The organism is Kitasatospora sp. NPDC029367 (genome assembly GCF_055569135.1).
Map to the genome: position 1 here is coordinate 114,571 of NZ_JBVHYH010000005.1, position 25,600 is coordinate 140,170.

11 protein-coding genes are annotated in these 25,600 nt (G+C 75.3%); 3 read left to right on the plus strand and 8 right to left on the minus strand.

Annotation, left to right across the window (positions count from 1 at the left end; translation table 11 throughout):
- Positions 1 to 212: 212 nt before the first annotated feature.
- Both ACZ4W5_RS05305 and ACZ4W5_RS05310 read right to left on the minus strand, forming a co-directional pair.
- Positions 213 to 1,274: a hypothetical protein gene (locus tag ACZ4W5_RS05305; protein WP_360231683.1), complete on the minus strand. Its 1,062-nt coding sequence runs from the start codon at positions 1,272 to 1,274 to the stop codon at positions 213 to 215.
- Between the two features lie 231 nt (positions 1,275 to 1,505).
- Positions 1,506 to 2,363: an alpha/beta fold hydrolase gene (locus ACZ4W5_RS05310; RefSeq protein ID WP_465652989.1), complete on the minus strand. Its 858-nt coding sequence runs from the start codon at positions 2,361 to 2,363 to the stop codon at positions 1,506 to 1,508.
- Between the two features lie 65 nt (positions 2,364 to 2,428).
- Here ACZ4W5_RS05310 and ACZ4W5_RS05315 point away from each other — a divergent pair, with 65 nt between their 5' ends.
- On the plus strand, positions 2,429 to 2,965 hold the full coding sequence (locus tag ACZ4W5_RS05315) for a helix-turn-helix domain-containing protein (protein WP_402489515.1): 537 nt from the start codon (positions 2,429 to 2,431) through the stop codon (positions 2,963 to 2,965).
- A 103-nt stretch (positions 2,966 to 3,068) separates the two neighbouring features.
- On the opposite strand, the gene ACZ4W5_RS05320 is transcribed toward ACZ4W5_RS05315, so the two are convergent.
- From ACZ4W5_RS05320 to ACZ4W5_RS05335, 4 genes are all read right to left on the minus strand, one after another.
- On the minus strand, positions 3,069 to 4,592 hold the full coding sequence (locus ACZ4W5_RS05320) for a condensation domain-containing protein (RefSeq protein WP_465652991.1): 1,524 nt from the start codon (positions 4,590 to 4,592) through the stop codon (positions 3,069 to 3,071).
- Entirely contained in the window at positions 4,589 to 17,905 is a 13,317-nt protein-coding gene (locus ACZ4W5_RS05325) for a MupA/Atu3671 family FMN-dependent luciferase-like monooxygenase (RefSeq protein ID WP_465652993.1), read from the minus strand. Before ACZ4W5_RS05325 ends, ACZ4W5_RS05320 begins: the two co-directional genes overlap by 4 nt.
- A gap of 239 nt (positions 17,906 to 18,144) precedes the next feature.
- Positions 18,145 to 19,443: an MFS transporter gene (locus tag ACZ4W5_RS05330; RefSeq protein ID WP_465652995.1), complete on the minus strand. Its 1,299-nt coding sequence runs from the start codon at positions 19,441 to 19,443 to the stop codon at positions 18,145 to 18,147.
- A gap of 272 nt (positions 19,444 to 19,715) precedes the next feature.
- The gene (locus ACZ4W5_RS05335; RefSeq protein WP_465652997.1) at positions 19,716 to 21,104 is read right to left on the minus strand and encodes a DUF4190 domain-containing protein; all 1,389 of its coding nucleotides are present in this window, start codon (positions 21,102 to 21,104) and stop codon (positions 19,716 to 19,718) included.
- 430 nt (positions 21,105 to 21,534) lie between these two features.
- Between ACZ4W5_RS05335 and ACZ4W5_RS05340 the strand changes: the two genes are divergently transcribed.
- Positions 21,535 to 22,647 (plus strand): ABC transporter substrate-binding protein, encoded by a 1,113-nt coding sequence (locus ACZ4W5_RS05340; RefSeq protein WP_465652999.1) that lies wholly within the window; start codon positions 21,535 to 21,537, stop codon positions 22,645 to 22,647.
- 65 nt (positions 22,648 to 22,712) lie between these two features.
- Here ACZ4W5_RS05340 and ACZ4W5_RS05345 read toward each other — a convergent pair whose 3' ends face one another.
- On the minus strand, positions 22,713 to 23,921 hold the full coding sequence (locus ACZ4W5_RS05345) for an alpha/beta hydrolase family protein (RefSeq protein WP_465653001.1): 1,209 nt from the start codon (positions 23,919 to 23,921) through the stop codon (positions 22,713 to 22,715).
- A gap of 233 nt (positions 23,922 to 24,154) precedes the next feature.
- On the opposite strand from ACZ4W5_RS05345, the gene ACZ4W5_RS05350 reads away from it, so the two are divergent.
- Positions 24,155 to 24,739: a DinB family protein gene (locus ACZ4W5_RS05350; protein WP_465653003.1), complete on the plus strand. Its 585-nt coding sequence runs from the start codon at positions 24,155 to 24,157 to the stop codon at positions 24,737 to 24,739.
- A gap of 78 nt (positions 24,740 to 24,817) precedes the next feature.
- Here the strand turns inward: ACZ4W5_RS05350 and ACZ4W5_RS05355 are convergent, their stop codons facing one another.
- Positions 24,818 to 25,318 carry a hypothetical protein gene (locus tag ACZ4W5_RS05355; protein WP_465653005.1) on the minus strand — a complete coding sequence of 167 codons (501 nt, stop codon included), beginning with the start codon at positions 25,316 to 25,318 and terminating at the stop codon, positions 24,818 to 24,820.
- Positions 25,319 to 25,600 lie beyond the last annotated feature (282 nt).

Sequence of the window (25,600 nt, forward strand, 5' to 3'; positions counted from 1 at the left end):
GGGCCTCCACGGTCTCGGAACAACGGGACCCGGCAGTCGGGCACCGCCGGGTCCCTCCGAAGATCGCAGCCTCCCGCCCTCCCCGCGCGCCACGCTGCGCCGGACGGGTCACACCGCGCCCCGGCACCGGCCGGGGGCGGTCCCCACCGTCCGTGCGCCGATTGCCCGGATGGTCCAGGTTGCGCGTTCGCCGGGGAGCGGAGGTGCCGGTGTCAGAAGGCGTTCAGGGCGGCTTCGATCAGCGTCGCCACCGGTACGAGTGCCTGGCGCTGTGTCAGGCCGTCCTGGATCACGTTCTGGTACACGACGGCGAAGCTCCTGCCCCGCACGGTGTCACTGACGAGGATCCCCTCGGAGAGCACGGTCTGGCCGGTCTTCAACGAGCCGATGCCGACCTTGCCGTGGGTGGCGACGAACTGTCCGCCGGGGGGCCAGATCGGCGGGCTGGTGGACGCGAAGAACGTGCCCGCCCGGGCCATGAGTGCCTTCATGTCCTGGCTGCTCGTCGGCCCGACGAGTTTGTCGTCCGCCAGGAGCGTCAGCAGTCTGACGAGCTGCCGCGCGGTGGTGCCCTGGGCCGTGTCCACGTCGTTGACACACGGGATGCGCGCGGCCGGCCAGATCCCGGCGTAGTCGCCCGCCAGCCACAGCCCCGTTGCGGAGGCGCTGTCGAAGAGGGCGGAGTCGGCGAGCTTGCCGTCGAGGTACGGGTATCCCAGACCGTGGATCGTCGTGGTGGCCCCCGGGTCGTTCTGCTGCACCATCATGTCCTCGAACGCGGCCACCTGCGCCGGAGTGAAGTCGACGGTGAAGACCCCACCGGAGGGTCCGAGTCGGAGAACGGCCGAATAGTTCGGCCGCCTGGCCTTGTCCTCGGCGCGCAACGCCGTCGACACCTTGATCTGCGACGGCGTGTGCGTGCCGATGTCCGGGTCGAAGGTGGCTTTCAGTGCGGCTTCGATGGCCGGCCAGGTGGTCAGCCCCAGGTCGCCGGCCAGCTGGTCGGCGCTCGACCGCAGGTCGAAGGCCGTGTACATCGCCGCGATCTTGATCAGGCTGGCCGAGTAGCACTCGTCCTGGTCCCGGATCGCCGCCCAGGGGTGGTTCAGCCCGCCCTCGAACCCGGTCAGCGCGACGACGATGACGGCCAGGTCGTCGACCGTCGGGGTGCCGGCGTCCGACAGCTGCTGCCGCGTGGTGTCCAGGGCGTCCTGCATGGACGGGTTGTTGTTGAACGCGAGCGGGTCGTCAACGGGACCGGTGAACAGCGGCATGACGGTTCCTCAGCACTGTGGGTTCCGTGCGGTGCGACGCGGGGGATCCATGTGGTGCGACGCGGTCCGCGACTCGACGCGTCCTTCTGACGCCCGGCGCACCTGCCCGCGCCCCGTACGGGCTGCCAACTCCAGGCTCACCCGGTCGGCGGACACGTGCAAGCCGAGCCTTCGGGAGGGCCCCGGGGCCCCACGGGTGGGTGGGCTCCGGGAACTCCGGGAAGGGACGGATCAACGAGGACCTGTCCGGTCGAGGAGGCGGCCGACCGCCTGCGCCACCGCCCCCGGCTGTTCGGCCTGGATGAGGTGGCCCGAGTCGACCACGTCGAACAGTCCGTCCGGCAGGGTCGCGACCCACTGCCGCTGGTGGGCGGTCATGGCGGTGCGCTGCGCAGCGCGGCCCCGGTCGGGGCGGGACGGCGAGAGCAGTACGGTCGGGCAGCTCGGGAGGCCGGGCGGCTCGGCGCGGAACCGGGGGATGGCCTCGACCACGGCCCTGAGCTCCTTCCTGGTCTGCGCGATCCCGGCGGGGACGAGGTCCTCGGCGAGCATGGTCGCGTAGGTGTCGGCCGGAAACGCGCGCCGGAGGTTCCCGCTGCCCAGGCGGGCGAGTGGGCGCAGCCGCACCAGCGCCTGCGTCACGGCGAGCACCCGGTCGACCTTCCCGGCGGTCCGGTCGAACCGGTCGTAGACGGGTGCGCTCTCCGGTGTCGGGTCGAGCAGCAGCAGGCCGCGCAGCCGCAGGCCCAGGCTGTCCGCCGCGCGGCGCGCGACCAGCCCGCCCATGCTGTGCGCGACGAGCACCGGAGAGGACGATCGCGGGACCACCTCCCCGATCAACGCGGCCAGGTCGGCGGCCAGGTCGTCGATGCCCAGCCGACCCGCGATTCGGCCGCTGCGGCCGAACCCGGCACGGTCGTAGGCCACCAGCCGGGCACGGTCGGCCAGCAGCGGCAGGACCGCGTCCCAGCTGGTCCGGCCGAGGCCCGCTCCGGCCTCGAAGACCACCCAGTCGGCGCCCCGACCTGACTCCTCGACATGGACGGAGCGCCCGTTCACGGCCACTGCACGTCCGGTTTCCCGTCTCATCCGCTGCGCTCCCCCAACCACGGTTTCAATTTCGATAACGGTATCACTCATGAAATAGTGGCGCCATGGACACCGCCGAACTGCTTCTCCACCCAGTACGCCTCCGCGTGGTGCACGCCCTGTCCGGCGGACGCGAGCTCACCACCGGCGAACTGTCCGCCCGGCTGCCCGATGTGCCCAAGGTGAGCGTCTACCGGCACGTGGCCCTGCTCGCGGAGGCCGGCTTCCTCGACGTGGCCGAGGAGCGCCGCGTCCGCAATGTCGTCGAGCGCCGCTACCGGCTGCGCCGCGACCGCCCCTCGATCGACGGCGAAGCGGCCGCGACCATGTCCCTGGAGGACCACCGCCGCGGCTTCGCCGCCGCGATGGCCGTCCTCATCGCCGAGTTCAACGCCTACCTCGACCGCGAGGGCGCGAACCCGACCGCCGACTCGGTCTCCTACCGCCAGGGCACGCTCTGGCTCAGCCCGGACGAACTCACCGAGCTCGTCGGCGAACTGGTCGCCGCCCTGCGGCCCCGGCTGGGCAACCAGCCCGGCCCGGGCCGGGTGCCGTACCTGCTCAGCCCCGTCCTCTTCCCCACCGATCCCTCATCCCCCTGAGCCGGGGCGCGACTCGGCGCCGCGCGTCGCACGCCGCGCGGCGCCCAGGGCCGGTCAGGGGCGGTCTGGGGGGTTAGGGACGGTCTGGGGGGGTTAGGGGCGGTCAGTCCGTCAGCTCCCGGGCCAGGCCCGCCACCATCCGCTCCAGCCAGGACCGCACCGTCTGAGGGTCGAACAGGTCGGCGTCGTACTCGGCCAGGCCCGCGTAGCCGTCCGCGTCCGGGGTGAGGAGCACGGAGAGGTCGGCGCGGGTGGACGGGCCCGGCACGTCCTCGACCTCGACGGCCAGGCCGGGGAGGTCGAGGGCGATCGCCGGGGTGCTCTGCACCGCGAGCAGGACCTGCGGGTAGCCGGCCGGCAGCCCGACGCCGCGCTCGCGCAGCGGTTCGATCAGGTGGCCGAAGGGCACCGTGGCGTGGTCCAGGGCGGTGGCCACCGCCCTCGCCGCCGTGTCCACCGCGGCCCCGAACCCGCCCGGCGGGCGGGTGGGCAGCCGGATCGGCAGGCCGGTGGTGAGCAGGCCGACGACCCGCTCGTCCACCGGCCGGGTGCGGTTGGCGTACGAGAGCACCACCAGGGTCTCCGCCGCCCCGGTCAGCTCGCCGAGCAGCCGGGCATAGCCGGCCAGCAGCACCGCCGAGGCGGTGGTGGAGCGCGAGGCGGCGCAGCGGCCCACCGCCTCGGCCAGCGCCGCCGGGACGCGGAAGGCGAGGGTGCCGCCGCGCCCGGAGCGCTGGTCGGGGCGCGGCCGGTCGGTGGGCAGGTCCACCGCCGGCGGGGTGTCCCCCAGGACGTGGGCCCAGTGGTCGAGGGCTTCGGTGACGGCGGCCGGGGTGACCACCGTCCGCTCCCAGCAGGCGTGGTCGGTCATCCGGCCGGGGTCCGGCAGCGGAGCGCCGTCCCGGCGGTACAGCGCGCCCAGGTCGGCCAGCAGGGTGGCCAGGGACCAGCCGTCGACCACGATGTGGTGGAGCGACAGCAGCAGCACCCAGACGTCGTCAGCCGTGCGGAGCAGCCGGGCGCGCAGCAGCCGGTCGCCGTCCAGGTCGAACGGCAGGGCGCCCTCGGCCCAGGTGGCCCCGGCAAGCGCCGCGTCCCGCGCGGCGGGGGCGAGCGTGCGCAGGTCCTCGATCGGCAGCTCCACCGGGGTGTTCGGCCGCACCTGCTGGAGCAGGCCCAGCTCGGTGTCCTGGTAGCGGGTCCGCAGGCTCTCGTGGCGCTCGCTCAGCGCCGTGAGGGCGGCGGCCAGCCGCTCGGGGTCGAGCGGCCCGCGCAGGGTGATGCGCTGGGTGATGTTCCACACCGCCGGGTCGGCGGAGCGGCCGTGCATCCGGTACAGCCGGTGCTGGGCCAGCCCGGCCGGCGCGGCGGCGAGCGCCGCGCCGGAGCCGGTGAGGACGGCCAGCAGCCGTTCCCGGTGCGCCCGGACGAGCCCGGCGGCCTCCTCGTCCAGCGCGCCGGCCGGGGCGAGGTAGCCGAGCCGCTCGCCGGTGGTGCGCAGCACGATCCCGCGCTCGTCGAGCAACCGGAGGAGGCGGTCCCAGCCGTGATCGGTGCCGGTGGACGCGGGGGCGGGCCCGGACGCGGGGCCGGGTGCGGCGGCGGGGCCGGGGGCGGGGGCGGTCACAGCGTGCCCTCCTCGTAGGCCGGGGCCGGACGCTCCTGGGCGGCCGGCAGGTGGGCGGCCATCGCGCGGACGGTGGGCCGGCGGAAGAAGTCCAGCACGCCGATCCGCAGCCCGGTGGCCTCGCGGACCCGGTTCAGCAGCCGGGTGGCGGCCAGCGAGTGGCCGCCGAGGTCGAAGAAGGAGGTCTCCACGCCCGCGGGGCGGCCGAGCTCCTCCTCCCACAGCCGTTGCACGGTGCGCTCCAGCTCGGTGGCCGGGGCGACGGCGGCCAGTCCGGCGCCCAGCGGCAGCGGTTCCGGCAGCGCGGCGATGTCGAGCTTGCCGTTGAGGTTGAACGGCAGCTCATCGACGGCGGCCCAGAGCCCCGGCACCATGTGCTCGGGCAGCAGGTCGGCCAGCTGGTCGCGGACCCGGGGCAGGTCGGCGGCCGCGCACCGCACGTACCCGGCCAGTGTGGTGCCCGCCGGGGTGCGGCGTCCGGTCACGGCCGCGCCGCGCACGCCCGGTACGGTCCGCAGCACGGTCTCGACCTCGCCGGGCTCGACCCGGTAGCCGCGCACCTTGACCTGGCGGTCGGCCCGGCCGAGGTACTCCAGGGTGCCGTCCGGCCGCCACCGGCCGAGGTCGCCGGTGCGGTAGCGGCGGCCCTCCGGGGTGTCGGTGAAGACGGCGGCGGTCTCCTGCGGCCGGCCGTGGTAGCCGAGCCCGACCTGGACGCCGATCGCGTGGATCTCGCCGACCGCTCCCGCCGGGACGGGCCGCCCGGCGGAGTCCAGCAGCACGATCCGGTTGCCCGGCACCGGGCGGCCGATCGAGGCGTGGTCCGGCCCGTCCGGGTCGATCCGGCCGGAGGTGACCCCGTGGGTCTCGGTGGGGCCGTAGTGGTTGACCAGCGCGCAGCCGGGGTTGCGGGCCAGGAAGGCGCGCAGGGCGGGGGTGAGCAGCAACTGCTCGCCGCCCTGGATCAGTTCGCGCAGGTGCGGCACGGGTTCGTCGCCGAGGGCCTCGACCAGCGCGGCCAGCGGGGTGTACGGCAGGTGCAGCCGCTCGGCCCGGGTGGCGCGGACCACGGCGGCCAGCGCGGTGATGTCGTAGCGGGTCTCCTCATCGATCAGCAGCAGGGTGCCGCCGCCGGCCAGTGTGGTCAGCACCTCCTGGACGCTGACGTCGAAGCCGCAGGAGGCGTACTGGAGGGTGCGGGCGGCCGGGTGGTCGGCGACGTTCCAGACCAGGAACGAGGCCAGGGCGAGGGTGTGCATCAGCACGCCCTTGGGCCGGCCGGTGGAGCCGGAGGTGTACAGCAGGTACGCGGCGGCCTGCGCGGAGGGGACGGGCAGCGGCGGCAGTTCCACCGCCGAGGACGTGGCGTCGGCCTCGGCGTCCGTGTGGACCGTCGGCAGCGAGATGCCCATCAGGTCGGTGCCCCGGGCGGTGAGCAGCACGGTCGGGGCGCTGTCCGCGGCGATCAGCCGGCAGCGCTCCGCGCCCTGCACCGGGTCGATCGGCACCAGCACGGCGCCCAGCCGCAGCACGGCCAGCAGCGCGGCCACCTGGTCCGCCGAGCGCGGCAGCAGCACGGCCACCCGGTCGCCCTCGCGCACCCCGGCGGCCAGCAGCCGGCGGGCCAGCTCCTCGGCCCTGGCGTACAGCGTCCGGTAGTCGGTCGCGGTGCCGTCGGCCGCGACCACCGCGACGGCCTCCGGCCGGTCGGCCACGGTGGCCGCCACCCGGGCCAGCGGGTGCGCGGGCGTCGGCTCCGCCTCCGGTCCGCACTCCAGGGCCGGGTCGGCGGGGGCGGCCGTCAGCTCGGCTAGCGGTCGGGCCGGGTCGGCGACGGCGGCGGCCAGCAGCCGCTCGAAGGCGTCGAACAGCCGGTCCACCGTGGCCCGGTCGAACAGGGTCTCGGCGTACTCCACGTGGCAGCGGATGCCCTCGGGGAGGTTGGTGAGGAAGAGCGCCAGGTCGAAGGCGGAGCGGTCGACGACATGGTCCAGCGGGCGGGCCGTCACCCCGGGCAGGTCCAGCTCGAAGACCGCGTGGTTCTCGAACTCGACCATGACCTGGAAGAGCGGGTTGCGGCTGGTGTCCCGTTGCGGGTTCAGTTCCTGGACCAGGACCTCGAAGGGCAGTTGCTGGTGCTCGTAGCCGTCCAGCGCGGTGGAGCGGACCCGGTCCAGCGCCTCGGCGAAGTCCGGCTCGCCGGAGAGGTCCAGCCGCAGCGCCAGCGTGTTGACGAAGAAGCCGACCAGGTCCTCGGTGCCGTCCGCCCGGTTGGCCAGCGGGGTGCCCAGCACCACCTCGTCCTGGCCGCTGTAGCGCTGGACCACCCCGGCGAAGGCGGTGAGCAGCACCATGAACAGGGTCGAACGCCGGTCGCGGGCCAACTCCCGTACGCCTGCCGAGAGTTCGGTGGGCAGATGGCGGACGTGGGCGCGGCCGCGGCCGTCCGGTACGGCGGGGCGGGGGCGGTCGGTGGGCAGGGTCAGCACCGGCAGCTCGCCGCCCAGCACCTTGCGCCAGTGGTCGAGGCTCTCCTGGTACGCCCCGGCGGCCACCGCGGCCCGCTCCCGGGCGGCTTCGGCGGCCGGGGTGGTGGTGAGCGCGGGCAGCCGGTGCGGCCGCCGTTCCCGGGCCGCCCGGTACAGCTCCCCCAGCTCCCGGGTGATCACCACGGTGGACAGGGTGTCGATCACGATGTGGTGCATCGACAGCACCAGGACGTGCCGGTCCGGCCCGGTCGCCAGCAGCCCGGCGCGGAACAGCGGGCCCTCGGCCAGGTCGAAGCGGCGGGCGCCCTCGGCGGCCACCAGCCCGGCCACCGCCTCCTCGGCCGGCCCGTGCACCGGGACCCGCTCCAGCACCGGGCCGTCCGGTGCCGGGAGCACCTGCTGGAACGGTTCGCCGTCCTGCTCCCGGAAGACGGTGCGCAGCCCGACGTGCCGTTCCACCAGCGCGCGCAGCGCGGTGTCGAGCGCCTCCGGATCCAGCGGGCCGTCCAGTTCGACGGCCTTGACCTCGTTGTACTGGGCGGCGTCGGGCAGCATCCGGTGCAGGAACCACATCCGCTGCTGCGCGTAGGACAGTGCGGCACCGCGCTCGGTGGAGCGGCGCAGCGCGTCGATCTGCGGCAGGCCGGCGGCCACCAGGTCGGGGGCGAGCCCGAAGTCGACGAAGCAGGCGATCTCGTCCGCGCCGGCCGCCCGCAGCTCGGCGAGTACGGACCCGACGCTCTCCGGGGTGCCGATCAGGGCGCGCGAGGCGCAGTAGCGCTCGTAGGCGCGCTCCAGCACGAACTCCAGGTCCTCCTCGCGGGTGTGCTCGAAGTCCAGGGTCAGGCCGAGGCTGTTGGCCATCTGCCCGAACAGCGAGAGCGAGGAGCGCAGGTAGTGGCAGAACGGGCGGTAGGCCTGCTCGCGGGCGGTGGCGAGGTCGGTGCCCAGGTAGGTGTGGACCAGCACGACAACCCGGCCGGCCTCCGGGTCCAGGCCGTGCTCGGCCCGGGTGCGCCGGTAGAGGGCGACGTTCTCGGCGAGTTGGGCGATGTCCTGGGTCATCAGGTTGGTGATCACGCCGAGGTCGTGCCGGGCGGCCTCGCGGAAGCTGTCCGGGTTGCCGACGATCGCGGTGAACATCGGCGGCTGTTCCTGCAACGGGCGCGGGTGCAGGGTCACCTCGATCGGCTCCCCGTTGCCGTTGCGGCCGCGGTAGGGCTCGCCGCGCCACAGCGCCCGGACGGTGTCGATCTGGCGGTGCATCAGCTCCTTGTGGCCGCCGTAGTTCTCCGGGAAGAACAGGAAGTCGTTGGGGTGCCAGCCGCTGGCGCAGCCCAGGCCGACCCGGCCGCCGGACAGGTTGTCCACCACCGACCACTCCTCGGCCACCCGGACGGGGTGGTGCAGCGGCAGCACCGCGCAGCCCGCGTTGAGCCGGATCCGGCTGGTCTCCCGGGCCAGCGCGGCGGCCAGCACCGAGGGGTTGGGGAAGATCCCGCCGAAGGAGTGGAAGTGGCGCTCCGGCAGCCAGACGGCGTGGAAGTCGTGCCGGTCGGCGAAGCGGGCGCTCTCCAGGACGATGCGGTACTTCTCGTCCTCCGGCGAGTCCAGGGGGTAGTCGCCGAAGAAGTAGAGGCTGAAGTCGACCGGGCGCTGCGGGTCGCTCACCGGGTGGTACGGCACTGGGGCGGTGCCGGTCTCCGGCTCGGACGGGGCCAGTTCGGCGGCCGCCGGGCGCGGGGCCGGGACCCGCACGCCGGGCGAGGCCGGAAAGAAGCCGCCGCGCCGCAGGCCGCGCAGCGACTCCCGGACGGCGTCGACCACGAACTCCAGGTCGCCGTCGGTGTGGGCGGTGGAGAGGAAGAAGTTGCGCCACTCCCAGACGTAGACCCCCCGGGTCAGCAGCTCCGGGAAGAACAGCTCCACGTCGGCCCGCGGCTCGAACCGGAACAGCGAGCCGAAGTGGGCCAGCCGGAGCGGGAACTCCTCCTCCTCGAAGAACCCGTTGAGGGTCGCGGCCAGTTCGTCGGTGCGGGCGTTCAGCCGCTCCTGGAGGCCGGGGCCGGCCTCCTTGAGGTGGCGCAGCACGGCGCCGGCCGCGGTCATCGCCAGCGGGTGCTGGATGTAGGTGCCGCCGAAGAAGGTGGTGTCCTTGGGCGGGTAGCTGTCGTCCCCGTAGTCCCAGTGGCCGCCGTCGATCCCGTCCAGGATGTCGGCCCGCCCGGCGATCGCGCCGATCGGGTAGCCGCCGCCGAGCACCTTGCCGTAGGTGGAGAGGTCCGGGGTCACGCCCCAGAAGCCCTCGGCGCCGCGCAGGTGGGGCCGAAAACCGGTGAGCATCTGGTCGAAGAGCAGCACGATGCCGCGGCGGGCGGTCAGTTCGCGCAGCGAGCGGACGAACTCGACCGGCTGGCGCCCCGGGTGACGGCTCTGCACCGGCTCGACCAGCACGGCGGCGATCCGGTCGCCGAGCTCCTCGATGACCTGGAGACTCTGCGGATCGCCGTACCGCAGCACGATCAGGTCGGCGACGGCGCTGGCGGGGATGCCGCTCGACACCGGGACGGTCTCCCGGTCGGCGCCGTGGCCCACCGTCCGGCCCAGGGTGTGGTCGAAGTGGCCGTGGTAGGAGCCCTCGAACATGACGATCTTGTCCCGGCCGGTGAAGGCGCGGGCGAGCCGAATCGCCCCGGCGTTCGCCTCCGTGCCGGAGTTGGCGAAGGCGACCCGCTCGGTGCCGGTCAGCTCGGCCAGCAGCTCGGCGGCCTCCCCGGTCTCCGGACCGCGCGGGCCCAGCCGCAGCCCGCTGGCCAGGTGCTCGCGGACGGCCTCGGCGACGAACTCCGGGTCGTGGCCGAAGAGCAGGACGCCGAAGCCCATGGTGATGTCGACGTAGGTGTTGCCGTCGAGGTCCTCCAGCCGGGAGCCCCGGGCCCGGCGGGCGGCGAGCGGGTAGAGCATCTCCTTGGTGGCGGAGCGGAAGCCGACCACGGCGCGGCTGTCCGCGAGGGTGCGGCGGTGGCGGCGAGTGACCGCCTTGGAGGCGGCGGTGCGGGCGGTGAAGCGGGCGACCAGGCCGTCCACATGGGCGCGCTGCTGCTCGGTCAGGCCGCCGGCGGCCATGCCGGACTCGCGGGAGACGGTCACCCGGGGGCCGTGCACCTGCGGGGCTGGGGTTGCGGGGGCGCGGGTGGCCTGGACGGCGGGCGCGGGGGTGGCCTCGGCGGCCGGGGCGACGGCCGGTGGCAGGGCGACGGGGGCCGCGGTTTGGAGGGGCGCGGGTGGCACCACCCCGGTTGCGGTCGCGGTCGCCGTCCCCGTTCCGGCCAGCAGGCCGAGCTGGTCGCGCATCAGGTCGGAGAACTGGCCGAGGAGCGCGAGCTGGCGCTCGATCAGGCCGGTGCCGTCGGTCACCGGGGCGGACGGGACGGCCGGTACGGGCGCGGGTGCGGGCGCGGCGGGCACCGCCGGGAGGACGGGCGCGGCGGGTGCGGGCGCGGCGGGTGCGGGGGCGGCGGGCACTGCGGGGATGACGGGCGCGGCCGCCTGGGGAGCCGGGGCCGCGACCGACTCGGACACTGCGACCGGCTCCGGAGCGGCCGCCGGCAGCAGCGCGTCCCGGACGTCCGGCTCCAGCCGGTCGGCGATCAGCCCGGCCAGCCGGGCCGGGGTGTCCGCCGCCTCGAACAGTTCGCGCATCGAGATCCGTACCCGGAAGGCGCGCTCCAGGTCCCGGATCATGTTGATCATCCCGAGCGAGTCGGCGCCCAGGTCGAAGAAGGGGTCGTCGGCGCCGACCGCCCCCTCGTCGTGGCCCAGCTGGCGGGCCGTCTGCTCCAGCACCCGGCGCAGCACCGCCTCCTCGGCGAGCTGCTCGGGGCTCGCGGCGGCGGCCGGAACGGCGGGCGCGGGGACGGCCGGCGCGGGGACGACGGGCGCCGGGGCGGTCTGCTGGGGCGGCGGTGCCTGGTGCATGGCGGGGTCCTCGGTGGTCGGCCGGTCGGGGGCGGTGAACCAGTGGCGGCGGCGCTGGTAGACGGTGGTCGGCAGGGGCACCCGGCGGGCCGGGCCGTCCGGCCAGTCGCGGGCGGCGGCGAACCGCGCCCAGTCGATCGGGACGCCGTGGGACCACAGCGCCCCGGCCGCGGCGTCGAACTGCGGCTCCTGCGGGGCGCCGCGCCGGGCACCGGCCACGAAGTGGCGGTGCGGCAGCTCCCGGCGGCCCATGCCGGTGAGCGTCGGGTGCGGGCCGAGCTCCAGGAACAGCTCGTGGCCCTGCCCGTCCAGGGCAGTGAGCACCTGGTCGAAGCGGGCGCTCTCCCGGGTCTGCCGGACGAAGTACTCGGGCGCGGGCACGGTGCCGGGGGCCAGCACCTCGCCGCCCAGGTTGCTCACCAGCGGTACGGTCAGCGGCCGCAGCCGCAGCCGGGCGAGCTGCTCGCGGAACGGTTCGAGCACCGGGTCGAGCAGCCGGGAGTGGAAGGCCCGGTCGGTGGCGAGTCGTTCGGTGGTCACGCCCTCGGCGGCCAGGACGGCCTCGGCGGCCGCGATGTCGCGCGGCGGGCCGGACAGCACGCACTGGCCGGCGCCGTTGACCACGGCGAGCTCCACCCCGGGCAGCCGGTCGGCGAGTTCGGCGAGCCGCTGCGGGCCGGCCATCACCGCCGTCATGGCGCCGGGAGCGGTCGCCCGGTGCATCAGCCGGCCGCGCAGCGCGGTGAGGAACATCCCGTCGGCGAGGTCCAGGGCACCGGCCGCGTGGAAGGCCGCGTACTCGCCGGCGCTGTGCCCGGCGACCGCGGCCGGGCGCAGTCCCAGCTCCTGCCAGAGCCGCAGCTGGGCCGCTTGCAGGGCGAACAGCGCGGGCTGCGCGGCCTCGGTGGTCCAGTCGTCGGCGGCGCCCTCCGGCACGGGGTCGAGCAGCAGTGGCAGCAGCGGTTCGTCCCAGGCCTCGCGGTGCAGCCGGTCGCACTCCTCCAGCACGGCCCGGAAGACCGGGAAGGCGCGGTGGAGTCCGGCCGCCATGCCCCGGTACTGGGCGCCCTGGCCGGTGAAGAGCAGCACCGGCCGGACGTCACCGCGCGGGGCCTCGCGGCGCACCGGCGCGGTCCCCGAGGTGCGGCCCGCCAGATGGGCCTCCAGGCCGCGGAGCAGCTCCGCCGGACCGGCGCCGGTGACGGCCAGCCGGTGGCGCAGGGCGCGGCGCCCGCCGCCCAGGGTGAGCAGCAGGTCGCCGGGGGCGGGCGCCGGCCCGGCCGCGAGGCGGTCGCGCAGCAGCCCGGCCAGGGCGGTCAGGCCCTGTTCCGTACGGGCGGACAGCGGCAGGACGGTCGGCGCCGCCTGCCGGGGGCCGTCGGCGGCGCCGGGCGCGGCCGCCGCCGGGGCCTCCTCCAGCACCAGGTGGGCGTTGGTGCCGCCGACGCCCAGCGCGCTGACCCCGGCCCGGCGCGGGGTGGCGCCGGCCGGCCAGTCGCGGCGCTCGGCGGAGAGCCGGAACGGGCTCCCGGCGAGCTCCAGCGCCGGGTTGGGGCGGTCGAAGTTGACCAGCGGCGGGACGGTGCCGTGCCGCAGCACCAGCAGGGCCTTGATCAGCCCGGCCATTCCGGCGCAGGTGTCCAGGTGGCCGATGTTGGGCTTGACCGAGCCGAGCGAGCAGAAGTCGGCGGCCTGCGTCCGGGCCCGGAACGCCTGGGCCAGGGCCCGGAACTCGATCGGGTCGCCCAGCGGGGTGCCGGTGCCGTGCGCCTCGACGTAGCCGACGCTCTCGGCCGGCACCCCGGCCAGGTCGAGGGCCCGGCCGATCACGGCCGCCTGTCCGTCCACGCTGGGCGCGGTGTAGCCGACCTTGAGCCCGCCGTCGTTGTTGACGGCGGAGGCGAGGATCACGCCGTGCACGGTGTCGCCGTCCGCCAGGGCCCGGTCCAGGCGCTTGAGCAGCACGGCCGCGACGCCGTTGCCGCCGACGGTGCCGGCGGCCTCCGCGTCGAAGGCCCGGCACTCGCCGTCGGGCGAGAGGATCGACCCCTCCTCGTAGCGGTATCCGGCGGCCTGCGGGATGTGCAGGGCGGCGGCCCCGGCCAGGGCCAGGTCGCAGTCCCCGGCGAGCAGCGACTGCGCCGCCAGGTGCACCGCGACCAGCGAGGTGGAGCAGGCGGTCTGCACGCCGACCGCCGGGCCGGTCAGGCCCAGCCGGTAGGCGACCCGAGTGGCGGCGAAGTCGGCCTGGTTTCCGATCGCGGTCTGCAGCGCGGACACCGGCTGGGCCGGGTCGGCCGTGCCGGCCAGGGTGTGCTGGTAGTAGGTGCGCAGCGCGTAGAGGGTCATCCCGGTGCCGGCGAAGACGCCGACCCGGCGGTGCGGGTCGGGGGCGTCGTAGCCGCCGTCCTCCAGGGCCTGCCGGCAGATCTCCAGCAGCAGGCGCTGCTGGGGGTCCATCAGCGCGGCCTCGGTGCCGCTGATGCCGAAGGCCTCGGCGTCGAAGTGGTCGGTGTCGGGCAGCGCCCCGGTCACCGGGACGAAGTCGGGGTGCCGGTACTCCTCGGGGCGCAGTCCGGCCGCCGCCAGCTCCTCCTCGGTGAACCGGGTGGTGCTGCAGACGCCGTCGACGATGTTGCGCCAGTACTGCTCGGGGGTGTCGGCGCCGGGGAAGCGCAGGGCCAGGCCGACGACGGCGATCCGGCGGTCGTCGCCGACCGGGGCACCGGCCGCCGCCCCGGTGGCGGTGGCCTGGGCCGGCGCGGGGGCCTCGGTCAGGTGGGCGATCAGGGCGTCCACGGTGGGGTGCCGGAACAGTTCGGTGGGTGCCGGGGGCGTCGGCAGGGCGGCACTGAGGGCACCGTGCACCCGCATCAACTGGAGGGAGCCGATGCCGAGTTCGGTCAGCGGGCGGGCCGGGTCGAGCGGGGCGTCGAGGACCGTCTCGAAGGCGTCCAGGACGGTGCGGCGCAGCTCGGCCGGGGCGTTCCGGGCAGCGGGGTCCGTGACGGCGGCCAGGTGGGCGGTCGGCTGCGGGGGCCGGTGCTCGTCCGTACGGCCGGTCGGCGCCTCCGCGATCGGCCGGGGTGCGGTGGCCAGCAGGTGGCGGCGCGCGGCGGGGGCGCTCGGGTCGGGCCCGGCGTACCAGCGGCCCGGGGTGCCGGCCAGCAGCAGCGCGGCCAGTCGGCGGCCGTGCGCGGCGCTCAGCACGGCGATGCCCCGGGCGGCGGAGGCCTGCTCGTGGTCGGTGGCGCGGTTCATGCCGACCCGGCTCCACAGGCCCCAGGAGATCGTCCAGGCCGGGGTGCCGGTCTCCCGGTGCAGCCGTTCGACCGCGCTCTCCAGGTAGCGGTTGGCGGCGGCGTACGCGGTGGAGCCGACGGCCTCCTGGAGGCCGACCATGGAGGAGAAGCCGACGAACTGGGCGCCGGGGCGCTGCCGGACGAGTTCGACGAGGTGGTCCGTGCCGGTGGTCTTGGCGCGCACCGCCTCCCGCCAGTCCTCCGGGCCGGTGCCGGAGAGCAGGGCGATCCGATAGGCGCCGGCCAGGTGGAGCACACCGTCCAGCGGTGCTCCCCAGTCCCGTTCGGCCTCGGCGACCACGGCGGCCAGCTGCTCGCGGTCCGTCACGTCGGCGCGGCGGTAGTCGACCCGGCCGCCGTAACCGGACAGCCGGTGCAGCGCGGCGCGGCGTTCGGCCGCCTCGGCGGTGGGCGCGTCCAGGTCGGTGCGGCCGATCAGCAGCAGCCGGGACCCGTGGTCGCGCAGCAGGCCGGGCAGCAGCTCGGCGGCGATCCCGCCGAGGCCGCCGGTGACCAGATAGCGGGCGCCGGGCGAGAGCAGCGAACAGGCGTCGGCGGCAGCGGCCTCGACCTTGCCGTCGGCGTCGACATCGGCATCGGCGGCCTCGGTGTCGGGCTCGACCGGTCCGAGCCGGGGCACCCAGGGGCGGCCCCGGCGCCAGGCGCTCTCCGGCTCCGCCCGGGGCTCGGCCAGCAGGGCGAGCAGGGCGGCGGCCTCCTCGGCGGTCGGCGGGCCGGCCGGCAGGTCGATGTGCCGGGCGGCGGGCACCAGCTGCTCGGCCCGCGCCCCGGCGGTCAGCGCGGCCGTCAACGCCGCTGCCGGGTCGGGGAGTTCGCCGGGCAGTACGGCGTGCAGCCCGGCGCTGACGGTGACCAGCTCACCGGTCGGCGGCCGGTCGGCGAGGGCGCGCAGCAGGGCGAGCAGGGCTTCGTCCGACGGCACGCCGTCCGACGGTGAGGCGGGCCCGCCGTCCGCGCCCCAGAGGTGCACCACCCGCCCGGGGCGTTCGGCGCCGAGCGCCCGTCGCCACTGCGCGGGGTCGGCGGTCGGCGGCTGCTCCACCAGGACGGCCCCCGGCAGGGCGGCGGCCAGTGCCTCGGCGAGGGTGCCGGGGCCGGCCGGGCCGAGCAGCAGGGTCGGCCCCCCGGACCCGGAACCCTCGGAATCTTCGGGACTCTCGGAACTCTCGGAATCCTCGATACTCTCCGGAGCTTCGGGGGCGTCCGGCGCCGGTCGGGGTTCCCAGACGATCCGGCGCACGCAGTCCGGCACGGTCCGGGCGTTGGCCTCCGCCAGGTCGAGCGCCACGATGTGCTCGTCGAGCTCGCCGTCGAGCAGGCGTGCGCGCAGGGCGGTGCGCTGGATCTTGCCGCTGGTGGTGCGCGGGAACTCGGCCGCCGGCACCGGCAGCACCAGGGCGGGGGCCGGCTGCCGTCGGGCGGCCAGCACCTGGCGGACTTCGGCGGCCACCGGGGCGGCGGGGGCGTCCGGGTCGCTCGGCACGTAGGCGATCACCAGCTGTTCGGTGCCGGTGCGTTCGTCCGGGACCCCGAAGGCGGCGACGTGCCCGGAGCGCACCCCCGCCAGCGAGGCGACCACGTCCTCCAGTTCGTGGCAGAAGTGGTGCACCCCGTTGACGATGATGATCTCCTTGCGACGGCCGGTGAGCACCACCTCGCCGTCGGCCAGGAAGGCGAGGTCCCCGGTGTCGAACCAGCCCTCGCCGACGAAGGCGTCGCCGTCGGCGGCCGGGTTGTTCAGGTAACCCGGTGTCACCCGGCCGGAGTTGACCTGGAGCCGGCCGACCCGGTGCTCGGGCAGGGCCCGGCCGTCCTCGCCCGCCACCCGCATCCGGGCGCCGGGGGCGGGGCGCCCCATGCTGAGGAACGCGGTGCCGCGCTCCGGGGAGTCCGGGTCCGCGGGCTCCAGCCGGCCGGTCAGCGAGTCGGTGCGCACCAGGCGGCGGGCGCCGTCCTCGTGGTAGCGCTTGTAGGTGATGACGGTGCAGGTCTCGGCCATGCCCCAGCCGAGCAGCACGTGCTCCGCCCGGACACCGAACGGGCCGGTGGCGGCCAGGAACTCGTCCAGCACCGCCTCGGTGCACTGCTCCCCCGCGTTGATCAGGGACTTGACCGAGGAGAGGTCCCAGCGCCGGCCGGGGCCGGCCGCCCGCACCGCCTCGGCCACCAGCCGGTAGCCGAAGTTGGGCGACCAGGAGTGCGCGCCCCGGTAGCGCTCCAGGGTGTCCAGCCAGACCAGCGGGTCGGCGAGCACCAGCTCGGTGGGCACCTGCACCTGGTCGGCGGCCAGCACCACGTCGCGCAGGTGGAACATCAGCAGCCCGGCGACGTGGTCCAGCGGCAGCCAGTTGACGGTGACGTCCTCGGGCAGGGTGCCCTGGGCGACCGCGCCGGCCACGTACTCCAGGATGCCGCGATGGGTGATCTGCACCGCCTTGGAGCGGCCGGTGCTGCCGGAGGAGAGCTGGAGGATCGCCACCTCGCCGGGGTCCGGGGCGTGCTCGACGCCGGCGCCGGTGCCGACGGCCACGGCGCCGCCGTCGACGGGCCGGTCGACCGCGATGACCCGCAGGCCGGGCGCCGGGTACAGCTCCCCGAGCCGGGCCAGGCCCGCCACGGCCGGGCCGCCCGCGAGCACCGGCGGCTCCGCCAGGGTCTGCCAGGCGTGCCAGAGCTTCTCCAGGACGGGGTTGGGCTGGTCGTACGCCGGTGGACGGGCCACCGTGACCGGCTGTACCCCGCCCAGCAGACAGGCCCACAGGGTGGTGAAGTAGCCCTCCTGGTCCGGCACCTGGAGGATCACCCGGTCGCCCGCCCGCAGCCCGGCGGCGCTCAGCAGGGCGAGAGTCTCCCGGGCCCGCTCCAGCAGCCGGCGGTAGGTCAGCCTGGTCGCCCCGCCGTCGGGCCGGACCAGGTGCAGGCCGCGGTCCGGGTGCCGCTCGGCGGCGCGCAGCAGGGCCTCGGGCAGGGTACGCGGCGCGTCCGGCTCCGGCTCGGGCAGCGGGGCGCCGACCGCCTCGGTCCCGGGCTCCTCGGTCCCGGGCTCCTCGGCACCGGGCTCCTCGGCACCGGGCTCCTCGGCACCGGGCTCAACGGCCCCGGGCTCCGAGGGGGCAGCCGTCGGGCCGCCCGGGCTGGCACCGGCGGCCGGGCCGGGGGCGCCGAACGGCCGCCAGCTCGGGGTGAGTTCGCGCAGGTGGCGGAGCGCGGGCCCGGGACCGGCCGGCGGCCGGGCCGCCGCGGCGGCGAGGGCGGCGCGGTCGGGTTCGCCCAGCGCGGTCCGGACGATGCCGTCCAGGAGGTGCACCTCGGTGCCCGGGTCGGCGTCCAGCAGGGCGGCGGTGGCCCGGCGGCGCAGCGCGACGGGGTCGGTGTCGGTGGCGGGCACCAGGTAGGCCAGCAGACCGCGGCGGCCGTCGGCGCGCTCGACCGGCAGCACTGCGCAGTCGGCGACCTCGGGACGCAGCAGCAGCCGGGCCTCCAGGGCGCGCAGCCGGGCGCGCTCGGAACCGGTGGGGCTCATCGGCGACGGCACCTTTCGGATCGGTGCGGGGCGTGCGCGGGTAGGGCTGCCCCGGGTTGCGGAGGGTGGGCGGATCGGGGTCGCCGGTGGCCCGGTGGGGCGTCGGCGGATCCGGTGGCGCGGTACTTGCGGGTGCGGTGGCACGGTGGTCGCGGGTGCGGTCGGGCGATGGGTGGTCTTGGGGTGAACGGCCGTGCGGTGTGCGGTGGTTCGGCGGAACGGGCTCCGGGCCGCGCGGGTCAGCGCTTCCGGGCCCGGCCGACCAGGACCAGGAAGCCGAGCGCCAGCACGATCGGGACAGCGTGCGAGACGCCGACCACGGTCAGCGGACTGAGCAGTGCCAGCAGCGATCCGCTCAGCAGCATCCCGGTGCCCATGCCGACGTTCTCGGCGGAGGCGAGCAACCCGAAGGCCTGGCCGCGCCGTTCGTCGGTGAGCGCCTGGATCCGGGTGGTGTACGAGATCTCGGTGAAGCCGTCGCCGAGCCCCGCCCCGATCGCCACCAGGAGGAACAGCGGAGTCGGCAGCCCGGTGAAGACCAGGATGAAGCAGCCGGACATCAGACAGGTGCCCAGGGCGAAGGCGCGCTCGCCCGGTTCGATGCCCCGGCGCAGCAGGAGGCGGGAGACCAGTTGTTGGGCGCCGAGGTTCCCCACCGCCCAGGTCGCCCAGAACATGCCCAGCAGCGCGGCCGGGTTGCCGGGGTCGTGCTGGTTGGCGAAGACCGGCAGGCTGATGTTGTGCGCGGCGGAGCCGAAGGCGTCCAGCAGTCGGATCGCCGCCATCGCACCGACCACGGGGGCCGCGCGCAGCACGACCAGGGCCTGCCACCGGCTGCCGAATCGTTCCGTCTTGCCGCCGCCGGCAGCGTCGTCGGACCCGACGCCGGTCGCGGCCGGGTCGGCGTCCCGCTCGGCCGCCTGCTCGGCGGGTTCGGCCCGGGTGCGCAGCGGCAGCCGGAGCACCACGGCGGCGAAGACCACGAAGCTCGACGCGTCGATCAGCAGCGCCGCGCGGAACCCGGCCCAGGCCACCACCACCCCGGCGGAGGCGAAGCCGAGCACCATGGCGGCCGAACGGCAGCTGGCCATCAGGCTGTTGGCACGGGCCCGGCGCTCCGCTCCGACCATCTCCGGGATGCTGGTGCGCAACGCGACGGCGCACACCGCCGCCGCGCCGCCGAAGACCAGCGCGAGCGGGTAGAGCACCGGGATGCGCGCGGACGCCGGGGCAAGGGCCACCACGACCAGCGCCACCGCCTGGGCGAGGGCGCAGCCCGTCATCAGCCGCCGCCGGTCGACCCGGGCGACGAGTCGCCCGCTGACCAGCCCACCGGCGAAACCGCCGGTCAGGCGCAGGATGAGGTACCCGGCCGTGCCGAGTGCGTTCCCGGCCGCCTCGTAGGCGAACAGGCTCAGCGCCACCAGGTCGAGCTGGCTCCCGTAGGTGGAGAGCGCGTCGCCCAGTGCCAGCCGGTAGAACACCCGGGGCAGCTTCTCGGTGGTCTGGAGCGGTACTTGCTGTGCGGTGTCCGGCACCGGTCCCCCAGGAAGGCCGCGTCGGTCGGCTCAGTGTGACATTGCACCGCAATGTAGAAGCCACCCGGCCGTAGATCAAGAGCTTGATCGTCCGCTGTCCGAAAGATCGTGAGTTCGGCCGACTCGGGGTCATCATTCCGGCCAGGGTGGCGATTTGCCGTCGGTGCCACATCGCCACCGCCCGCCGCGCCCCGCACACGCCGCGACCCCCGGCCCCGCAAAGGTCGGGGGTCGGGGGTCGCGGCGTGCCGGAGCCGGCGCCGGAGCCTGGGTCAGTTCGGCGAGCCGGTCCAGGTCACGGACTTCATGCCCTGCCCGCTGCCGTAGTAGGTGAACTGGACGGAGAACGGGTCGGCCGCGGCGTTCGGCAGCGCGTACGCGGAGACTCCGGTGGCCTCCGCGCCCGGGGCCAGCGAGTTGCCGATGAACTTCATCCGGCCGCTGCCGTCGATCAGCGCGGTGACCAGGCCCCCGTTGGCGTCCTTGACGGTGGGCAGCCCCGATCCGACGAGCGAGACGTCCTTGGAGCCGGTGTTGGTGACGGTGATCCGCACCTGGATGATCGTGCTGTTCTTCGGCGCGGGGAACACGGTCTCGTCCGGGACGTACGGTGCCGGCGCGGCCATCGTGACCTTCAACCCGTCGGCGAAGGTGTAGGACTGGCCGAAGCCCAAGTGCCGGGCCTTCTCGTCGGCGGCCCTCGCCTGCTGCTCCTCCTCGAACTTCTTCTTCGCGGCGTCGAGCCGCTCCTTGGCCTTCGCCGCCCGGTCGGCGGCGGCGCGGTCGTCGGCCTCGGAGCGGAGCCGGGCGGCGCGCGCGTCGGCCTTCTCGTCCTCCTGCACGGAGTGCAGCGCCACCGCGAAGACCACCCCGCCGCCGACCGAGAACAGCAGCCCGGTGACGCCCAGGATGACGCCCGCCAGGGCCACCCCCCGGTTGGTCGCCTCGCCCTTGCGCACGTACCCCAGACCGATGATGCCGAAGATCAGCGCGAGCAGGGCCGGCAGCCAGGACAGCCAGAACAGCACGACGGCCAGGCCGAGCACGGTGCCGACGATCCCGAGCACCATGCCCGCGATGCCCAGGCCGTTGCGGGGCTGGGGCGGGACCACCGGGTACCCCTGCCAGTAGGGCGCGGCCGGGTACGCACCGGAGGCACCCGGGGCACCGACCGGAGCCGGGGCCGGGTACGCAGCGAAGGCGGGGGCCGGGGTCGGGGCCGCGGCCGGAGGCGCGAACGGCGACTCGGCTCCGATGGCAGCGGGGGCACCGACCGGCGCGGGCGCGGCGGGCGCGGCGTCGGCAGGCGCGGCGTCAGCGGGCACGGCGTCAGCGGGCGCGGGCTCTTCGGCGGGGCCATGGGCCTCGGCCTGCTCCGTAACCCCGGCCTCGGCCTCGGAGTCGGACTCGGCGTCAGCGGGCACGGGCGCCGCGGCCTTGGTGAGCGAGACCACGTCGGCGTCAGCATCGGCGTCGGCATCGCCTTCGACCTCGGCGGGCGCGGGCTCCGCGGCGGGGCCCTGCGCCTCGACCTGCGCCTCGCCCTGCGCCTCGGCCGGTGCCGGAGCCTCGCCCTGCCCCGGGGTCAGCGGCGTCCCCGGGTCGGCGTCGGCGGGCGCCGCCCCCGGCTGCGGGCTGTCGGGCGGGACAGGAACGGTCATACGGGATCCTTCGGGAACGTCGGGACGGTGAGCGGCTGTCCGCCCCGGGCCGAGGTCCCTCCGCAGTTCCCCCCGCACCGACGGCCCGACCTCCGCCATGCGCGCACCGGTCCGGGCCGGACCCGGGCGTCGGCATCCCGGTGGGAGCGCGGCAGGGTCGGCGACTGATCAACATACAGGTGCCCGGTGACATCCCCGACACCGCGGGTGCCGTCATCGCGCAGGACCGACCGCCGTGCTTCGCCCGCGACTGACCACGGCCGGTTTCGCCGGGGCCGGCGCAGCGCGCTCCGGCGAAAACCGCTTGCCCACCGGGCCCGGGGCCGGATTCAATGTCCGGCATGATCACGCAGGTGCGCCTCCCGGCCCCGCCGGTCGGCGGTCCGGGCCGTCTCCTGTCACCGGACCGTCAGGCGGGAGACGCCGGCCCATGAGTACGCCACCTTCGTCAGCCGGTGCGGAGCGGGTCGACGGTCCGTCGGTGCCGATCGGCGCCCTCGTCCCGCTGAGCCGCCCGGGGTGGGTCGAGGCCGGCCGACAGCTGCTCACCGGGCTGGAGACGGCCGTCCGGGACGTCAACGACGCGGGCGGGATCGCCGGCCGTCCGCTGGAGCTGCTGGTCCGGGACACGGCGGCCGATCCGCAGCGGGCCGCGGCGGCGGTGGAGGAACTGGCGGACCTGGGCGTGGTGGCCGTGGCCGGGGAGTACCACAGTGTGGTCGCCCGGGCGGTGGCCGCGCGGGCGGACACACTCGGCGTGCCGTACCTCTGCTCCTCGGCCGTCCTGGACGCGCTCACCGACGGGCCGACGGACCAGGTCGCCCGGCTCTGCCCGGCCCAGTCGCACGGCTGGCGGATCTACGCGGACTTCCTCCTCGACGCGGGCCACCGCCGGATCGCCGTGGCGGCCCAGCAGAGCGTCTACTGGGCCGCCGGAACCCGGATCCTGCGCGAGCGGCTGGCTCCGCACGGCAGCACCGTGGTCGAGCTGGACGCCGGCGCGCTCTCCCCCGCCGAGCTGTCCGGGGAGCTCGCCCGGCACGGCGCGACGGCCCTGCTGCTGCTGGTCGGCCACCCCGAGCCGGCCGTGCCGATCGTCCGGGCCGTCCGCCGTGACCGGCGCCTCGCCGGGGTCCTGATCGGTGCCCCGGCGGGGCAGCCGGAGTTCACGCAGTGGCAGGAGCTGCTGGGCGACGAGGGCGCGGCCGTCCCGTTCCTGCGCTGCCTGCCCGAGCGGCTGGGCGCCACGGGCGAGCGCGTCGCGGCGGCCGTGCGGGAGCGGCTGGGCGAGGCGCCGTCCTTCGTCGCCTTCGAGGGCTACGACACCGTCACCGTCCTCGCCGAGGTGCTGCGTTCCGCCGGGGCGGACCGGGAGCGCGTCGCCGCGGCCTGGCCGCGGGTCGACGTCGAGGGCACCCGGGGGCGAATCCGCTTCACCCGGGTGCCCGGCACCGGCGTGTGGCAGTGGGCGTGGCCGCCGGTCCAGGTGGTCGACCGGGATCCGGCGGCGCCCGACCGCTTCCGGGTGCTGCGCTCCGGCTGAGCGGGCGGGGGCCGTGTCACGGCCGGCGGTTGTACCTCAATCGTTCGCGCCACGGCGGGCGGCGCTCAGCCGAGGGCGCTGAACCAGCGCACGATGTCGGCCGTGGCGGCCACGTTGGAGCCCAGGTGGCGGGAGCCCGCGAAGTCCGGGGCGCCGAGGTCGACGACCTCCGGGTCCGCGCCGTGCGCGCGCAGCGCGGCCTCGCAGTGGTCGGTGTTGGCGTCGGCGGCCTGCTCGTCGGCCTCGGCCGCGTAGAGCCGGACGGGGGCTCGCGGCGCCCAGTCGCAGGTGGCGTCGGCCACCCGGAGCGCCGCGGCGAAGCGGCCGGTCGGGTGGCGCAGCATCGCGAGGGCGCGCGGGGTGAGCAGTTCGCCGACGGTGCCGGGCGTGCCGGCGAACAGCTCCGGGCCGGTGTGCGAGCCGTCGAACAGCGCCTCGACGGTGCGGTCGTACGGCGCCTGGAACACCTCGCCCGGGGAGTCGTACAGGTGGTGCAGCCGGTTCCAGGCGACGAGCAGGTAAGCGGCGTACAGCGCGCTCGATTTGGGTTCCAGGGAGCCGTCGAGCAGGGCCGGCAGTTCGGCCTCCCGGAAGGCGTAGCCGCCGCTGACCGGGGCGAGGGCGCGGAGGCGGAACCAGGGGTCCTCGCCGGCCTGGAGGGCGTGGGCGAGGCCCAGCGCCGCCGAGGCGCCCTGGGAGAAGCCGGTGACCAGGACGTCGTGGCCCAGGGTCCGGCCGGTGCGCGGGACGAAGGCGCGGGCCGCCCGGAGCATGTCCAGGGAGGCGGTGGCCTCGGACGGCACGTCCATCCAGGGGTGGGTGCCCGGCCCGGTGCCCAGGCCCAGGTAGTCCGGGGCGACGGCGGCGAACCCGGCGGAGGCGTAGGTGAGGGCGGGCGAGGTCACGAACCCGGGCCTGGCCGTGGTGGAGGGGGCGTCGCCGCGGTAGGAGGCGGTGCCGTGGGTGAACGAGACCGTCCGCAGCTCGTGTTCACCGCCGCGCGGGAGCACCAGCAGGCCGCTGGCGGTGGTCGGCCGGCCCTGCGGGTCGACGGTCCGGTACTCCAGGCGGTACGTGTCGACGCCGTAGCGGACGGCGGCCGCGTCGTACTTGGCGGCGGTCAGGGCGGTGGCGACGGCCTCCTTGCTGTCGAGGGTGCCGGTCAGCTGTGCGGAGACCAGCCGGCCGCGGTCGCCGTGGTCCGACCGGTCCGTCGGGGCCGCCGACGCGACCCCTGCCGTCACGGTCGTGGCGGCCAGGGCAGAAAGGGCCATCAGGGCCACCGCAGCGCCGGTCCGGCGCCTGACGGGGCGTGATCTTCCGTTCGATTGTGGGGAGTTCATGCCGTCGACGCTACGGTCGGTCGCCCTCGAACCACCGTCCGGCCAGCGGGTGGATCCGCCCTGGGGTTGTCCCCACCACGGTGTGCGAGCGACGGCCCGGGAGCCGTTGCGGACCGCCTACGGGATCTTGAGACCACGAGCAACCCATGGCAGGCTCATGCCGCATGATCGATGATTTCGCGAAGGACAACCTGCACACGAGACTGCGTCGGGACCGCGAGGCGCTGCTCTGGAAACTCGACGGCTTGTCCGAGTACGACGCCCGCCGACCTCTGACGGCGACCGGGACCAACCTCCTCGGCCTGGTCAAACACGTGGCCACCGTCGAGGCCAGGTACTTCGGCGAGGTCTTCGACCGCCCTTCCCCGGAACCGCTGCCCCGGTGGCAGGACTCCGACGGCAGCGACCTGTGGGCGACCGAGGACGAGACCCGCGCTCAGATCACCGGGTTCTACCGGCGCACGTGGGAACACTCGGACGCGACGATCAACGAACTTCCCCTCGACGCCCCCGGCCACGTGCCGTGGTGGCCGGAGCCTGCTCCCAACACCAACCTGTTCGCCGTCCTGGTCCATGTCCTCGGCGAGTCCAACCGGCATGCCGGGCACGCCGACATCCTGCGCGAGGGCCTCGACGGCCGGACCGGGATGCGTCCCGAACACGAGAAGCACATCAACGAGGAGGCCCGTGCGGCCTACCGCGCGAAGATCGAGCAGGTCGCCAGGTCGGCCGCACCGAACAAGGGCTGAGGCCCGTCCTCGAACCTGTGAGTTCGGTGGACGGGTGGCGAGCCCGGCTTCATCGTGAACGCGGTGGCGGTTTCATGCTCACGGTGTCGGGTGGGTCTCGGCGGCAGCCGGACAGTCGTGTCGGTGGGGCTGGGGTCCCGCGATGTTGAGGACGGGGTCCTCTCCTTCGGGGATCTCGAAAACGAAGACGACGCCGGAGGAGATGGCCTGGATGGCGCACTGGTCCTCGAAGGTCAGGGGCGGGTAGGGCTGCCAGGCGCAACCGGCGTGGTCGAGAGCCGCGATCACGTCCGCGTACGTGGGGTGGCCGGGGAACCTCTGCGCGGTGACCAGGCCCGCAGGGAGCTCGACGACGTCCCGCCAGGTCTGGAGGCAGATCAGGATGATCTTCCGGCAGCGGCAGACGCTGAGCTCGAGGTCGCCGAGAGCGAGCAGACGCGGCCAGGACCGCCGCTTCCCGACGACCACCTCGAAGGGCTCGCCGAGCGCCTCGGTCACCGCGTTCCAGTCTGCGCCGTTCGCGACAGGACCCAGCTGTCCCGAGCGGGCGAGTTCCGTCAGGACGTCGAGTAGCTCCATGAGGCGGGAGCCTGTCAGCTGCGGACTTGGACTGTCCAACGGCTTTTGCGTAGTGGTGAGCGGCCGCGCGGTGACCCAGCACGCTCGGCCCGGGATCCATCGATCGCAGTCACAAGGGCCCAGCGGAGGGCGGCGGTCTGCCGGATCGTTTTCGGTCAGTTGTGAAGATCCTGCGATCCTGACCTATCAGGGAACTGATCACCGCCGCTAGGGTGCGACGCAGCCTCGCACTTCCGCCTCCCCGGGCCGCCCTGACAGCGGCGCGGGGACGACCGATCGGAC